At 72.0% G+C, this 14,229-nt stretch carries 15 protein-coding genes; 6 read left to right on the top strand and 9 right to left on the bottom strand.

The window, feature by feature from the left end; all coding sequences use genetic code 11:
* The first annotated feature begins 128 nt into the window (after nucleotides 1–128).
* A complete protein-coding gene (locus ADK65_RS15985; protein WP_053670819.1) occupies nucleotides 129–476 on the top strand; it encodes a hypothetical protein in 348 nt (115 codons plus the stop codon).
* 66 nt (nucleotides 477–542) lie between these two features.
* Here ADK65_RS15985 and ADK65_RS15980 read toward each other — a convergent pair whose 3' ends face one another.
* From ADK65_RS15980 to ADK65_RS15965, 4 genes are all read right to left on the bottom strand, one after another.
* Complete coding sequence (locus ADK65_RS15980; protein ID WP_063788020.1) at nucleotides 543–1,442, bottom strand: aminoglycoside phosphotransferase family protein; 900 nt, start codon at nucleotides 1,440–1,442, stop codon at nucleotides 543–545.
* Nucleotides 1,443–1,524: 82 nt separating this feature from the next.
* Nucleotides 1,525–3,027, bottom strand: coding sequence for an MFS transporter (locus tag ADK65_RS15975; protein WP_053670817.1), 1,503 nt, complete (start codon nucleotides 3,025–3,027; stop codon nucleotides 1,525–1,527).
* A 67-nt stretch (nucleotides 3,028–3,094) separates the two neighbouring features.
* Nucleotides 3,095–4,078, bottom strand: coding sequence for a zinc-binding dehydrogenase (locus ADK65_RS15970; RefSeq protein WP_053670816.1), 984 nt, complete (start codon nucleotides 4,076–4,078; stop codon nucleotides 3,095–3,097).
* Nucleotides 4,079–4,140: 62 nt separating this feature from the next.
* Complete coding sequence (locus ADK65_RS15965) at nucleotides 4,141–5,301, bottom strand: FAD-dependent oxidoreductase (protein ID WP_053670815.1); 1,161 nt, start codon at nucleotides 5,299–5,301, stop codon at nucleotides 4,141–4,143.
* Between the two features lie 129 nt (nucleotides 5,302–5,430).
* Here ADK65_RS15965 and ADK65_RS15960 point away from each other — a divergent pair, with 129 nt between their 5' ends.
* A complete protein-coding gene (locus tag ADK65_RS15960; RefSeq protein WP_078955992.1) occupies nucleotides 5,431–6,108 on the top strand; it encodes a pentapeptide repeat-containing protein in 678 nt (225 codons plus the stop codon).
* Between the two features lie 25 nt (nucleotides 6,109–6,133).
* On the opposite strand, the gene ADK65_RS15955 is transcribed toward ADK65_RS15960, so the two are convergent.
* Complete coding sequence (locus ADK65_RS15955; RefSeq protein ID WP_053670813.1) at nucleotides 6,134–6,634, bottom strand: hypothetical protein; 501 nt, start codon at nucleotides 6,632–6,634, stop codon at nucleotides 6,134–6,136.
* Between the two features lie 37 nt (nucleotides 6,635–6,671).
* Between ADK65_RS15955 and ADK65_RS15950 the strand changes: the two genes are divergently transcribed.
* Entirely contained in the window at nucleotides 6,672–8,087 is a 1,416-nt protein-coding gene (locus ADK65_RS15950; RefSeq protein ID WP_053670812.1) for a M1 family metallopeptidase, read from the top strand.
* A gap of 15 nt (nucleotides 8,088–8,102) precedes the next feature.
* Here ADK65_RS15950 and ADK65_RS15945 read toward each other — a convergent pair whose 3' ends face one another.
* Together ADK65_RS15945 and ADK65_RS15940 are read right to left on the bottom strand one after the other, a co-directional pair.
* A complete protein-coding gene (locus ADK65_RS15945; RefSeq protein WP_053670811.1) occupies nucleotides 8,103–8,606 on the bottom strand; it encodes a GNAT family N-acetyltransferase in 504 nt (167 codons plus the stop codon).
* Nucleotides 8,607–8,772: 166 nt separating this feature from the next.
* Entirely contained in the window at nucleotides 8,773–9,348 is a 576-nt protein-coding gene (locus ADK65_RS15940) for a TerD family protein (protein WP_010035999.1), read from the bottom strand.
* 160 nt (nucleotides 9,349–9,508) lie between these two features.
* On the opposite strand from ADK65_RS15940, the gene arfB reads away from it, so the two are divergent.
* On the top strand, nucleotides 9,509–9,946 hold the full coding sequence (gene arfB, locus ADK65_RS15935) for an alternative ribosome rescue aminoacyl-tRNA hydrolase ArfB (RefSeq protein WP_053670810.1): 438 nt from the start codon (nucleotides 9,509–9,511) through the stop codon (nucleotides 9,944–9,946).
* On the opposite strand, the gene ADK65_RS15930 is transcribed toward arfB, so the two are convergent.
* Nucleotides 9,943–10,398, bottom strand: coding sequence for a GNAT family N-acetyltransferase (locus ADK65_RS15930; protein WP_053670809.1), 456 nt, complete (start codon nucleotides 10,396–10,398; stop codon nucleotides 9,943–9,945). The two genes, arfB and ADK65_RS15930, sit on opposite strands and share 4 nt — an antisense overlap.
* Nucleotides 10,399–10,469: 71 nt before the next feature.
* A complete protein-coding gene (locus ADK65_RS15925; protein ID WP_078955990.1) occupies nucleotides 10,470–11,054 on the bottom strand; it encodes a flavin reductase family protein in 585 nt (194 codons plus the stop codon).
* 335 nt (nucleotides 11,055–11,389) lie between these two features.
* On the opposite strand from ADK65_RS15925, the gene cdgB reads away from it, so the two are divergent.
* Both cdgB and ADK65_RS15915 read left to right on the top strand, forming a co-directional pair.
* Nucleotides 11,390–13,048 carry a diguanylate cyclase CdgB gene (gene cdgB, locus ADK65_RS15920; RefSeq protein ID WP_053670807.1) on the top strand — a complete coding sequence of 553 codons (1,659 nt, stop codon included), beginning with the start codon at nucleotides 11,390–11,392 and terminating at the stop codon, nucleotides 13,046–13,048.
* 117 nt (nucleotides 13,049–13,165) lie between these two features.
* Entirely contained in the window at nucleotides 13,166–14,125 is a 960-nt protein-coding gene (locus ADK65_RS15915) for a carbohydrate-binding protein (RefSeq protein WP_053670806.1), read from the top strand.
* Nucleotides 14,126–14,229 lie beyond the last annotated feature (104 nt).

Raw genomic sequence — 14,229 nt, 5'->3', positions numbered from 1 at the left:
GTACACGTGGCGTACATGGAAGCACAGGGCGCACGGCGAGGACGGTGTCGCTTCGGGACGGCGCCTCGCAACGACAAAGGAGACGGACGACCATGCAGCGTTTCACGTCACGTTCGAGGACCAGGCTCATGACCGCGGCGGCAGCGGCGATCCTCGTCGGGGCCGGTACGGCCGCTCCGGCGGTCGCCGCGTCGGGCGGGCAGACCGAGCGGGCCGCCGCGACCGTGAGTGCCAGCCAGACGGTCACCACCTGGATCAACGGCAACGTGCGGATCGGGCCGGCGGTGGGCTACCGGATCGCCTACACCGTCGCGGCGAACCAGAGCCTGAGCGCCGAGTGCTGGCTCGTGGGCGGTCCCGTGACGGCCAACGGCATCAGCCACGACAAGTGGGTGCTGCTGTCGGACGGCAACTACATCTGGGGCGGCCTGCTCAAGGGCAACGAGGTGGGCAACGTCTCCAGGCCCTGCTTCTGACGGACCGGCCTCGTGCCGCGGTACGGCGAAGGGGTACCGCGGCACGGCTGTTCCCGTCCCCGCACGTCAGAGGCCGCGACCGCGGAGCCGTCGGGCGATCTCCAGTTGGCCGTCGTCGACGGGGCGGCCGTCCTCGATGTCCCAGAGGGCGTTCTGCAGGAGGCGGGCCAAGGTCCAGGCGCGGGCGCGGTCGCGGTCCAGGGCGAGGATGTCGGTCATGGCGTCGAAGCGCCAGAGGATGTCGCCGGGGTCGTAGCGGTTGTCGAGGGCGGGCCACAGTTCGAAGCCGGGGTCGCCGGCGAGGGGCTTGGGGTCGATCGCCAGCCAGTCGGCGCGGCCGGAGGCGAGGACGTTCTCGTCGTGGAGGTCCCAGTGCAGGAGGCGGTCGCCCGGCTCGTCCACGACCTCGCGTACGGCGGCCGCGCAGTCGGCGACGAGGCGGCGGGCCGCGGGGTCGGGGATGCGGCCGAGGGCCCGGGGGGTCCGGTCGAGCATGCGCCGGGCGATGTCGCCGAGGCGGCGCAGGCCGGGCGGGGCCGGGAAGGACGTCAGGTGGGCCAGGAGCCCGGCGATGGTCACCACGGCCTGGTGCGCGTCCGGCACGTGGGACAGCATGCGGTTCTCGTCGAGGCGTTCCAGCAGCATGGTGCCGGTGGGTTCGTCGTGGCCGAGGAGGCGGACGGCTCCGTCGCCGTCCCAGGCGCGCAGCGCGACCGGTTCGCCTTCGCTCTCCTCGTCGAGGATCTGGAGCTTGAGGACCGCAGGGGTGCCGTCGGCGGTCCGGACGACCGGGACGACCAGCGCGGAGACGCCGTGCATGGGCGTGCCGTCGGGTCTCAGGTCCCAGTGGTCGAGGAAGTGGGCCGTCTGCTCCGGCAGACCGACGATGAAGGCGCGGCCCGCCTCGCCGTTGAACTTCTCCTGTGATGCCGCCAGTTCCCGGGGAATGTCGATCACTCCGGGCACGGTAGTGGGGTGCTCGGGGCCCGGGCACGCGAATTTCGCCGGACCTTCTCGCACCGAGGACGGGCCACGGGTTCCGTGTCCCTCAGGTCGCCGTTTCCGGGACGGGTGCGTCGGCCGGTGCGCCGTGTTTCGGGGCCTTCGTCGTCACCATCAGGCCCGCGACGAGTCCGGCCAGCAGCATGATGCCGGCGGCCCACCAGATGGCGACGGTGTAGCCGTGGACGACGCCCTCGCGGACGACCCGGGTGCGGTCCGAGGGGTTGGTGAGGTGGGCCGTGACGTAGGTGGCGGTGCTGGTCGTCGCGATGGTGTTGAGGAGGGCCGTGCCGATGGAGCCGCCGACCTGCTGCGAGGTGTTGACCGTCGCGGACGTCACGCCCGAGTCGTGCGGGGCGACGCCCGCGGTGGCGGTGGCGAAGACCGGCATGAACGTCAGGCCCATGCCGAGGCCGAGCAGCAGCAGCGCGGGCAGGATCTCGGTGGCGTAGGAGGAGTGCGTCGTGATCTGGGTCAGGAGCACCATTCCGGTCGCGGCCAGGACCATGCCGGGCACCATCAGCATGCGCGGCGGCACGCGCTGGAGCAGCCGGGCGGAGATCTGGGTCGAGCCGATGATGATCGCGACCGTGAGCGGCAGGAAGGCCAGGCCCGTCTTGACGGGGGAGTACAGGAGCACGGCCTGGAGGTAGTACGTCAGGAACAGGAACAGGCCGAACATGCCGATCACGGCCAGTGCCATGGTCAGGAAGCAGCCGGCGCGGTTGCGGTCACGGATGATGTGCAGCGGCAGCAGCGGCATGGGCGCCCGGGACTGCCACCACACGAACACCGCGAGCAGGACGGCGCCCGCGGCGAACAGCGACAGCACCATCGGGTCCATCCAGCCGCGGGACTCGGCCTCGCTGAAGCCGTAGACGATCGCGACGAGGCCGCCGCAGCCGAGCAGGACGCCGGGGACGTCGAGGCGGGCGCCGGCGTGGCCTGGGCGGTCGTGCAGCAGGGCGAGGGCGCCGAGCACGGCGGCGATCGCGATGGGCACGTTGACGTAGAGGCACCAGCGCCAGCCCAGGTACTCGGTGAGCAGACCGCCGACGATGAAGCCGAGCGCGGCGCCGCTGCCGGCGAGGGCGCCGTAGATGCCGAAGGCCTTGCCCCGTTCCCTGGGGTCGGTGAAGGTCGTCGTCAGCAGGGACAGCGCGGAGGGTGCCAGAAGGGCGGCGAAGACACCCTGGAGGGCGCGGGCTCCGAAGAGCATGCCCGCTCCGCCGGCGGCGCCGCCGAGCGCGGAGGCGGCGGCGAAGCCGGCCAAGCCGATGACGAAGGTCCGCTTGCGGCCCACGAGGTCGGCGATCCGCCCGCCCAGCAGGAGCAGCCCGCCGAAGGCCAGGGTGTAGGCGGTGATGACCCACTGGCGGTTCCCGTCGGACATGCCGAGGTCGCGCTGTGCGGAGGGGAGGGCGATGTTCACGATGGTCGCGTCCAGCACGACCATCAGTTGTGCCAGGGCGATGACGACCAGGCCCCACCAGCGGCGCGGGTCGGTGTCCACGGAGCGGCCCTCATCGCCTGTCCGGGTGACACTCATCCCGCCAGAAGACCATGGATCGGGGCGTCCCGCATCCGCGGAACCCGCGCCGCTGCCGGGGTGGCGGTCACGGCTCCAGAACCACCTTCCCGACCGTGCTCCGGCCCTCCAGCGCCCGGTGTGCCGCCGCCGCCTCGCGGAGCGGGAAGCGCTGCACGGCAGGGGTGAGGCGGCCGGCGGCGGCCTCGGTGAGGGCGCGCAGTTCGAGGGTGCGCAGGGGGTCGGGTCCGCCGGCCTTCCCCAGCATCGCCGGGCCGAGGACCTGCTCGGAGACGCCGTCGACGAGGTAGGGGCCGCCGTCCCGGATGCCCTCGCCGGACCAGCCGAAGACGATGTGCTTGCCCCCCGGGCCGAGGAGGGCGACGGCCTCGCGGGCGATGTCGCCGCCGACGCCGTCGAAGACGACGGTCGCGGTCCGCCCGCCGAGATGGGCGCGGACCTTCGCGGGCCAGGCCGGGTCCTTGTAGTCGACGGCGAGATCGGCGCCGCCCGCCTGCACACGGGCGGTCTTCTCCGGTCCGCCCGCGAGGCCCACGACGGTCGCCCCGGCGTTCTTGGCGTACTGCACGAGGAGGGTGCCGATGCCTCCGGCGGCGGCCGGGACGACGACCACGGAGTCGGGGCCGAGGTCGGCGAACTGCAGGATCCCGACCGCCGTACGGCCCGTGCCGATCATGGCCACGGCCTCGGCGAAGTCCAGGTTCCCGGGGATCTCGTGCAGGCGCTCGGCCTCGGTGACGGCCAGTTCGGCGTAACCGCCCGGGACGAAGCCGAGGTGGGCGACGACCCGCTTGCCCAGCCACGACCCGGCGACGCCCTCGCCCAGGGACTCGACGACACCGGCGACCTCGCGGCCGGGGACGGTGGGCAGGGCCGCCGGCTCGTTCGCCGGGCCGCCCGGCATGCCCTCGCGCAGGGCGGCGTCCAGGAGGTGGACGCCCGCCGCGCGTACGGTGATACGCACCTGGCCGGGGCCCGGCCTGGGGTCCTCGACCTGCTCGTAGGTGAGGTTCTCGGCCGGGCCGAAGGCGTGCAGGCGGATGGCGTGCATGACGACTCCTCTGGTGAACGTTCGCTCTCTGGTGGGACGTTCGCTGCGACCAGCATTCAACCTCAAGCTTGCTTGAGGTCAAGCTCGCGTCGGCCGAGGGCCAGGGAGACCGCCGTCAGGGCGCTGTTGAAGGACACCTCCGACAACACTCCGGGGGCCGCGACCTGGTCGCCGGCGAGGTAGACCCCCTCGCCCCGGTCCACGGCCGGCCGGTCGCGCCAGCTGGTGCCGGGTGGATCGACCGCGCCGGTACGGCCGTTCGCCACCGACTCGCGCCGCCAGGTGAGCCGCTCGCGCCAGCCCGGGAACCCGAGGTCGAGCAACTGCTCGGCGCGGGCGGTGCCGTCGGCCTTGGACTCGTGCGGCGCGAGGGGGATCTGCCCCTGGATCAGCTGCTCCCCGGCCGGGGCGAGGCTTGCGTCCTGGGCGGTGAACCGCTCCAGCCAGCCCGGTGCGTCCAGGTCGGAGACCACGAAGGCGTCCCCGCGCCGGGTGCGCACGGCCAGGTCGACGAGGGTGGTCCGGCCGCTCGGCCAGGTCAGGGAGTCGTCGCCGAGCAGGCGGCGGGCGGCGTCGAGGGAGGTGGCGACGACGACGGGCGTGCCGGTGGGGAGCGTGTCGACGCGGGACAGGGTCTCCATCCGGACGCCCAGGTTCCAGGCGCGGGCCGCCATCCGGTCGATGAGGCTCGCCCAGCCGCCGCGCGGGTAGTGCGCCTCGGGCGGCAGCTTGGTGGCCCGGCGCAGCCGCTCCTGCACGAACGCGGCGGACAGCGACCCGGGGGCGTGGTGGAACAGGGCGACCGCCGAGTAGTTTGCGGCGGCCCGGGCGCCCTCCTCGCCCGCGATCTCCGTCGCCCAGGTGAGGAAGTCGGCGTCCACGGGCGCCTGACGGCCCGTCCGGCGCAGCAGTTTCAGCAGGGCGAAGGGCGGGGTGCGGCGCAGCACGCCCTGGTGCCGCAGCCGGAGCCGGGCCGCCTCCAGGGGCGGGATCGGGGCGAGCGGGCCGATGAGGTCGCGTTGTTTCAGCCAGGCCCAGTGCGGGCCGCCGTTGTAGAGGGCGTGCGGGCCCTCGTTGGTGCGGTACGGGCCCTCGGCGGTGCGCGCCCGGCCACCCAGGGTGTGGTGCGCCTCGTGGAGGGTGACCTTGGCGCCGGCCTCGGCGGCGGTGATGGCCGCGGTCAGCCCGGCGAAGCCGCCGCCGATGACGGTGATGCGGTGCATGACTGTGGATCTCCCTCGGGTCGGGGCCGCCTTCTGGGAGTAGGACCGATCGAGGGCCCCGGAATGTGACATCACCGGTGTCCGCGCAGGTCAGGGCCGGTTGTCAGAGGCGGGGTGCAGCATGGGGGCATGGCGAGGAGAGCGGCGGGCGGCAGGGGTGTGAAGGGCGCGCGGCGGCCGGAGGTGCGGCTGCCGGTGCTGGAGCCGTACGGCGGCGGTGAGCTGGAGCCGGACGGGGACTACGACGGGCTGGATTTCCGGGACGCCGGTCTCTCGGGGCAGGACGGGTCGGGCGCCCGTTTCATGGACTGCGCCCTGACCGGCTGCGCGCTGGACGAGACGCGGCTGCGGCACGCCCGCGTCCTGGACTCCACCCTCACCGGTGTCCGGGGCGTCGGCACCGACCTCGCCGAGGTGACCCTGCGCGACGTGGAGCTGACCGATGCCCGGCTCGGCGGGCCGCAGTTGCACGGGGCGGTGCTGGAGCGGGTGGTGATCCGCGGCGGCAAGATCGACTATCTGAACCTGCGCACGGCCCGGCTCAGGGACGTCGTCTTCGAGGGCTGCGTCCTGGTCGAGCCGGACTTCGGCGGGGCCCGCCTGGAGCGGGTGGAGTTCGTCGACTGCGCCGTGAAGGGTGCCGACCTGCACGCGGCGACCCTCACGGACGTCGACCTGCGCGGCGCCGCGTCCCTGGAGATCAGCCGGGGCCTGGACCGGCTGTCGGGGGCGGTGATCAGCACGGCACAATTGCTGGACCTGGCGCCGGTGCTCGCGGCGCAGTGGGGGATCCGCGTCGAGGGCTGAGGCTTCTGAGCCGGGCCGGCTGTGGCTACGGCAGGCGGGGGAAGCGGGCCTGCAGGGTCCAGATCGCCGGGTTCTCCGCCAGGTCGTCGTGCAGGTCGGTGAGGTCGGCGATCAGGTCGTGCAGGAAGTCCCGGGCCTCGCGGCGCAGTGCGCTGTGGGAGACGGTGAGCGCGGGCTCCTCCGCGCGCATCCAGTCGGCCTCGATGTCCACCCAGCCGAAGCGGCGCTCGAACAGCATCCGGTCCGTCGACTCGGTGAAGTCCAGCTCCGCCCGCTGCGGCCGGGACGCCCTGGAGCCCGCCGGGTCCCGGTCGATCCGCTCCACGATGTCGCACAGCGCCCACGCGAAGTCGAGCACCGGCACCCATCCCCAGGCTGTGGACACCTCGTGATCCGTTGTGGTGTCCGCCAGGTAGACGTCCCCGCAGAACAGGTCGTGCCGCAGTGCCCGGACGTCCGCGCGGCGGTAGTCGGTCTGCGGCGGGTCGGGGAAGCGGTTGGAGAGGGCGTAGCCGATGTCGAGCACGGAGGTGATGGTGTCACGCGCCCGTAGGATCGCGAACGTGGCCCGATCTGTACGTCTTGTCCCCACGCTGCCCGCAGCCACCCTGCTCGTCTGTGCCCTCGCCCTCACCGGGTGCGGCGGCGGGGTGCACGGCACCCCCGGGGGCTCCGGCGTCCGCGACCCCTACTTCCCGAAGGCCGGCAACGGCGGCTACGACGTCACCCACTACGGTCTGCGCCTCGCCTACGATCCCGAAGCCCACCACCTCACCGGCACGGCCACCCTCACCGCCCGCGCGACCAAGGACCTCTCCGCCTTCAACCTCGACCTGCTCGGCATGGAGGTCGAGCGGATCACCGTCGGACGGGACGTCGCCCGCTGGAACCGCGCCGGGCAGGAACTGACCGTCCGGCCGCACGGCGACATCGACCGGGACGACACCTTCCGCGTGACCGTCCGCTACTCCGGAGCGCCCGAGACCGTCACCGACCCGGACGGCTCCCAGGAGGGCTGGCTGCGCACGCCGGACGGGGCGCTCGCGCTGGGCGAGCCGACGGGGTCGATGGCCTGGTTCCCCGGCAACCACCACCCCTCGGACAAGGCGGCGTACGACCTCACCGTGACCGTGCCCGAGGGGCTGCGGGCCGTATCCAACGGGGAGTTGCGCGGGGAGACGACCGCGCGGGGGCGTACGACGTTCGTGTGGCACAGCGGTGAGCCGATGGCGAGCTATCTCGCCACCCTCGCGATCGGCCGCTTCGACGTCAGCCGCTCCCGGGCCGGTGACCTGCCCGTGTACACGGCCGTCGACCCGGCCGAGGCGGCGGCGAGCCGGCCCGTGCTCGGGCGGCTTCCCGAGGTGCTGCGGTGGTCGGAGCGCCGGTTCGGGCCGTACCCCTTCGCCACCACCGGCGCGATCGTCGACCGCGCGGGCTTCGTCGGCTACGCCCTGGAGACCCAGAGCCGGCCGGTGTTCCCCGGCGCCCCCGACATCAGGTTCCTCGTCCATGAGCTCGCCCACCAGTGGTACGGCGACTCCGTCACGCCCGAGAGCTGGCGGGACATGTGGCTCAACGAGGGATTCGCGACGTACGCGGAGTGGCTGTGGGAGGAGGACCACGGCGGACGGAGCGCGCGGGAGACGTTCGACGCGGTGTACTCCGGTGCGTACTTCGACACGGAGGAGGCCGCGGAGGAGATCTGGGAGTTCCCGCCGGCGGACCCGCCGAGCGCCGCGCGGATCTCCGACCCCCCGGTGTACTGGCGGGGGGCGATGGTGCTGCAGAAGCTGCGGCAGGCCGTGGGGGACGACCGGTTCTTCTCGATCCTCAAGGGGTGGGCGGCGACCCACCGGTACGGCAACGCCGACACCGCCGGCTTCACGGCCTACGCCGAGAAGCGGGCGCCCGGCGCGGACCTGGCGGGGATCTGGGAGGACTGGCTGTACGGGGAGGGGAGGCCGGAGCGGCCCTGAGGCCTCACGGGGTGGTCAGAGTTCCTTGCGCAACACCGCGCAGGGGCGCCCGTGTTGCAGATCCTCACGGTGGTCGACGACCTGGTAGCCGAGGGCGGTCCAGAAGGACAGGGCCTTCGGATTGTCCGCCAGGACGGCCAGACGGACGGCGCTGCGGCCTGCGGCGCGGAAGCGGTCCTCCACGAGTGCGGCCATGCGGCGGCCGTGGCCCTGGCCGTGCAGGCTCGCGTCCACCATCAGCAGGCCGATCCAGGGGTCGGGGTCGGCGGGGTCGGGGTGGTGGGCGAGGGTGACGGCGATGCCGATGAGCCGGCCGAAGCTGCGGGCGAGCAGGATCTCGGTGCCGGGGTGTTCCCGCTCCTGTGCCAGGGCGGCGGCGACCTGCGCGGGGCTGATGTCGTGCGGGTCGGGGAAGTCGCCGGTGAGCGTGTGGAACGCGGTGTTGGAGGCGTAGAGGGCGGTCAGCTCGGCGAGGAGGGGATCGCCGAGGGGGAGCGCGGGCAGGGGGTCGAGGATCACGTGGGGAACGTACCCGGGCGGGGAGGGTTTCGACGCGCCGTAGGGGCGTGGGTGCCCGGTTCGGTGCCGGCCGGTCGTGGCCTGTCGCGCAGTTCCCCGCGCCCCTGGGGAGGAGCACCCCGGGCCGGTCGTCCGGCCCGGGGCCTCCACCATGCGCGGGCGTCGATCAGACGTTCACGCCGAAGTCCTGGGCGATGCCGACCAGGCCCGAGGCGTAGCCCTGGCCGACCGCGCGGAACTTCCACTCGGCGCCGTTGCGGTAGAGCTCGCCGAAGACCATGGCCGTCTCCGTCGCCGCGTCCTCCGACAGGTCGTAGCGGGCGATCTCGGCGCCGCCGGCCTGGTTGACGATGCGGATGTAGGCGTTGCGGACCTGGCCGAAGTTCTGGCTGCGGTTCTCGGCGTCGTAGATCGAGACCGGGAAGACGATCTTGTCGATGTCGGCCGGGAGGGCGGCGAGGTTGACGTTGATCGCCTCGTCGTCGCCGGCGCCCTCGCCCGTGCGGTTGTCGCCGGTGTGCACGATGGAGTTGTCCGGCGTCTGCTTGTTGTTGAAGAAGACGAAGTGGGCGTCCGAGTAGACCTTGCCCTGCGTGTTGACCGCGATCGCCGAGGCGTCGAGGTCGAAGTCCGTGCCGGTGGTGGTGCGGACGTCCCAGCCGAGGCCCACGGTGACGGCGGTCAGGCCCGGAGCCTCCTTGGTGAGCGAGACGTTGCCACCCTTGGACAGGCTTACAGCCATTGTTGGGAGTCCCTTCCCTCGTTTACATGCGGCGAAGAAGCTGCGGCACCGAAGCTACAGCTACCCCCATGAACGTGGAGAGGGGTACGCGAGGTTCCAGGTCCTTTACTTTCTTTACCCGCCGTTATTGGGATGACGTGGACGGGACAGAAGCGGGAACATGGACGGCATGTCCGGTCACCACGTCATCCGCGGCTCCGTCTCCCTGCCCGAGGCCGAGCTCATGTGGCGTTTCTCGCGGTCGTCGGGGCCGGGCGGGCAGCACGTCAACACCAGCGACTCGAAGGTCGAGCTGAGCTTCGACCTGGCGAAGACCGAGGCGCTGCCCCCGGTGTGGAAGCAGCGGGCCCTGGAGCGGCTGGCCGGGCGGCTGGTCGACGGGGTCGTCACCGTGCGGTCCTCCGAGCACCGCTCCCAGTGGCGCAACCGCGAGGCCGCCGCCGTACGCCTCGCCGCGCTCCTCGCCGAGGCCACGGCGCCCCCGCCCAAGCCCCGCAAGCCGACCCGGATCCCCCGGGGCATCAACGAGCGCCGGCTTCGGGAGAAGAAGCAGCGCTCGGAGACCAAGCAGGGGCGCTCCGCGCGGCACTGGAACTAGGACAGCTCCAGGACGCCTACCGTCTGGCCTCCGCTGACCTCTCCGTTCGTACGGAAGCCGAGTCCGAGGTAGAAGTCCCCCGGGCCGTCGGGGCCCGGGTGCCAGGTGACGTAGAGCTGTGCGCTGCCGCGCCGGCGCAGTTCGGCCGCCACCGACTCGACGGCGAACCGGCCGTACCCCTTGCCCTGCTCCCCGGCCGCGATGTTCAGCCGCCACAGGCCCGAGCGGCGGACGCTGCCGTCCTCGTACCAGTCGATGTCGAGGAAGGCGACCGGGCGGTCGCCGTCGACGATCAGGCGGGGCCAGGCCGCGCCAGGATGGACGTAGGCCTCCGCGAGGGACTTCACGACGGGGGCGACCGCGTGTTCCTGGTCGGGGCGGACGCCGATGCCCAGGGCGGCATCGAGGTTCGCGGGGGTGATCTCTTCGAGGCGCGGGCCGGTCGTGGTCATGCGCGCACCCTAGGCAGCCCGCAGGAACCCCGGCCAGCGGATTTCCCCTCGGCCCGACTGCCGGTATCTCCTCAGCCCAACTGCCGGTACCGGCCCCGGAAATACGTCAGCGGGCCCCCCTCCGCGCTCGGCACCCCTGCCGTCAGCACGCGGCCGATCACCAGTGTGTGGTCGCCGGCGGGCACGCGTTGCTCGGTGCGGCACTCCAGGACGGCCAGGGCGCCGCCGACCAGCGGGGCGTCGGTGTACTCGCCGCGCGTGAAGGGGATGTCGGCGAACAGCAGCCGGTCGCTGAGGCGGCCCTTCATGGCGAAGCGGCCCGCGATGTGCCGCTGGCTCTCGGAGAGGACCGAGACCGCCCACTGGTCCTGCTCCTCCAGCAGCTCGTCCATGCGGGAGCCCTCCCGCAGGCTCACCAGCACCAGAGGCGGGTCCAGGGACACCGACATGAAGGCCGTGGCCGTCATGCCGACGTCCTCGCCGCCCGGCGCCGTGGGATCGTCCGGGTCGAGCGGCGGCTCCTGCGCGGTCACCAGGACCACGCCCGAGGCCAGCCGGGACATGGCGGCGCGGAACTCGTCGTTGCTCACCCCCTCAGCATGCCCGGCGGCGGGCGACGGAATGATCGGGGACGTGGCTGCGGGAGTGTTCGGCACACCGGGAACGCTAATCTCCGCTCCGCGGGCCCCGCATCGGGCTCCCGCCCGATCACGGTCCTAGGACCACCGACGGACATCCGCGGCCGTGGGACGGGTACGGGAAAAACATGTGCGCAACCCGACAAAGTTTGCGTTCGGTAGACGGACGTGAAAACGCAGAAACTCCACTCAATTGTTCAGGTTTGCCTGTGACTTGAGTCACAAGGGGCAGGAATTGTTGACCCTGTGTACCGAGTGAGCAGCGCGCTGTGATTCAGTGGCGGGGAAGCTGCCAGGGCGATACGCCGACGAGAACCCTTGAATCGCTGCGAGTAATCGGGGGGAGGGCGAGCATGGAGACCGAGTCGGAGCCCTACGTCCGTCTTGCGTCCCTGCGACAACTGCACCAGGTCATGGCCGACATGAACACGGCCCGCAGCCTGGCGGACACACTGCAGACCGTCGCGGAGGGTGTCGTCACCGCCCTCGGGTACGAGCTGGCGTGCGTGAACCTCGTACGGCCGGACGGCGACCTCGTGGTCGCCGCCTTCGCCGGCAACCCCGCCGCCGAGGCCCTCATCACCGGCCGCGTCGGCTCGCGCGAGTCCTGGGAACGCCGCCTCGGCATGGGCGAGCACTGGGGCGACCTGGTCTTCATACCGCACACCGAGGGCTGGGTCCTCGACGACGACGACGTCCCGCAGTGGTACACCGACGGCCCCGCCCCCCGCTTCGAGGACGAGTGGCACCCGGCCGACCGGCTCTTCGCCCCCATGTACGCGCCGGGCCCGCAGGGCAGCGCGGCGGGCGGCGAACTGATCGGCGTGCTCTCCGTGGACCGGCCGCGCAACGGCCGCCGGCCCGGAGCCTGGGGCCGCGAGGCGCTCCAGATGTACGCCTTCCAGGCCGCCATCGCCATCAGCAACGCCCGGCTGCGCGCCAACATGCAGCGCGCGCTGGTCCGCCTGGAGCGCGAGCAGCAGGCGCTGCGGGCGAGCGAGGAAAGCTTCCGGCAGGCCTTCGAGTACGCACCGTCCGGCATGGCCATCGCCGAGATGGGCGGCGACCAGCACGGCCGGATCCTGCGCACCAACGACGCGCTGTGCCGGCTGCTGGGCCGGCCCGCCTCCGCGATGCGCCGCTACTCCTTCTCCGACCTGGTCCACCCCGAGGACATAGGCACCCTGCTGCGCACCTCGGCGGAGGGCGGACGCGCGGAGCTGCGCCTCGGCCGCCGGGACGGCACGTACGTCTGGGTCAGCCTGCGCAACAGTGTGGTCGCCGACGCCGCCGACGGCCCGCGCTTCCTCCTCACCCACGTCGAGGACATCGAGGAGCGCAAGCGCCGCGAACTCCAGCTCGCCCACCGCGCCTCGCACGACTCGCTCACCGGCCTGCCGAACTCCGCGGAGTTGCGCTCGCGCCTGTCCGCCCGGCTCTGTCAACGCGCGTCGTCCCCGCACACCGTCGTGGAATCCGTCGACGCGGCCTACGGCCATCCCGACTTCGACGTGGCCGGGCCCGGCTTCGACTTCCGGCAGGGCGCCGAGCCGTACGACGCCTACGACCACCATGTGCACACCGTCGCCCCGGACGGGGGCCACGACGACGGCACCAAGGGCCTCGCCGTGCTCTTCTGCGACCTCGACGGCTTCAAGTCGATCAACGACCGGTTCGGGCACAACGCGGGTGACGCGGTTCTCATCGAGGTCGCCCGGCGGCTGAGCAACGGCGTCCGTGACGGGGACACCGTCGCCCGGCTCGGGGGTGACGAATTCGTCATCCTGGCCGACGGGCTGGGGCGCGCCGACGCGCAGGACCTCGCGGTCCGGCTGCGCAACGAGATCATCCAGCCCATCCGCGCCGAAGGGCGGGCCGTCCGGGTCGGTGCCAGCTTCGGCATCGGATGGGCACACTGTGGAATGACGGCGGACGAAGTGTTGAAATCCGCTGACGAGCGGATGTACGTCGAGAAACGATCTCGTCCCAAACAACACAGACGCGCCGGGTGAAGCCCTGGTCAGCGAGTTGATGCGGTCTGGGTCACCCGTTTGGGTCTCTGGGAGCGGGTAGGCTCGCTAACTCACCCGTGTACCGCATGCACCGCACCTGACTGAGGAGACCAAGGGATGACGCCCGGCAACAACGGCGCGAGCACGCCCGAGGACGACGACCCGTTCGGCTATCTCTACGCCGACGGGCAGGCCAACGGAGCCCAGCCGCCGTCCGGGGGCTACGGCTACCCGAACTCGGTCAACCGGGTGCGGGCTGTCGGCACCCGCCCGTACGGCCAGCAGCAGCCGCAGGCCGCTCAGACCGCGCCCTACGGCCAGGTCCCTCAGCAGGCTGCCCAGAGCCCCGGCCGGCCCAACGCGCACTACGCGGCGCCGGAGACGCTTCCGGGCGGTGCGCAGACCGTGCAGCACCACACGCCGGCCGGTGGCGGCGGCGGCCGGGGTGGCCGCGGCCCGAACCACAAGGGCCTGCTGATCGGCGCGATAGCGGTGGTCGCCGCGGTCGTCGTCGGCATCGGTGTGGCCATGCTGGGCGGCGACAAGGACAAGGACGACGCGTCCGACGAGGTGGGCACGAAGCCGACCCAGTCCCAGGAGTCGAAGCCGAGCCCTTCGGCGAGCAAGGGCGGCGAGAGCAAGGTGGAACTGCCGCAGACCGACGCGAAGGCGCTGCGGCTCGGCGGCGCCGCGACCCTCGCCCAGGACGTCAAGGGCGCCGAGTCCGAGGGCGGCATCTACGTCGGGAACCTCAACCAGGTCGGTTCCTCGGTGACGTGGACCGTCAACGGTGTCCCCAAGGACGGCCCCTACACCCTCTTCGCCCGCTACAGCACGGTGGACGAGGACCAGAAGATGACGCTGACCGTCAACGGCAAGCCGTTCGGCAACAAGCTCAACCTGGGCAACTTCACGCACACCTCGGACGGCGACTTCACCAAGGGCTGGACCAAGACCTACGCCTATCCGACCCTCACCAAGGGCACCAACACGATCACGGTCTCCTGCGAGGACGGCGACAAGTGCAACGTCCTGCTGGACAAGCTGTGGCTGAAGGCGGGCCAGGTCAAGGACTGAGCCGGCTAGGTGTATTGATCACGAGCGTTGTTGACAGGGCCGGGGTCTTGATCACGGCGAAGACCTCCGGTGTGGTGGAGGTGTCTAAGCTGCACCGCACACGG

The sequence above is a fragment of the Streptomyces sp. NRRL B-1140 genome (assembly GCF_001280065.1).
In the GTDB taxonomy this organism is placed as follows: Bacteria; Actinomycetota; Actinomycetes; order Streptomycetales; family Streptomycetaceae; genus Streptomyces.
Note: the sequence above shows the minus strand (reverse complement) of the source record. Positions and strands in the feature narration are given on the sequence as shown.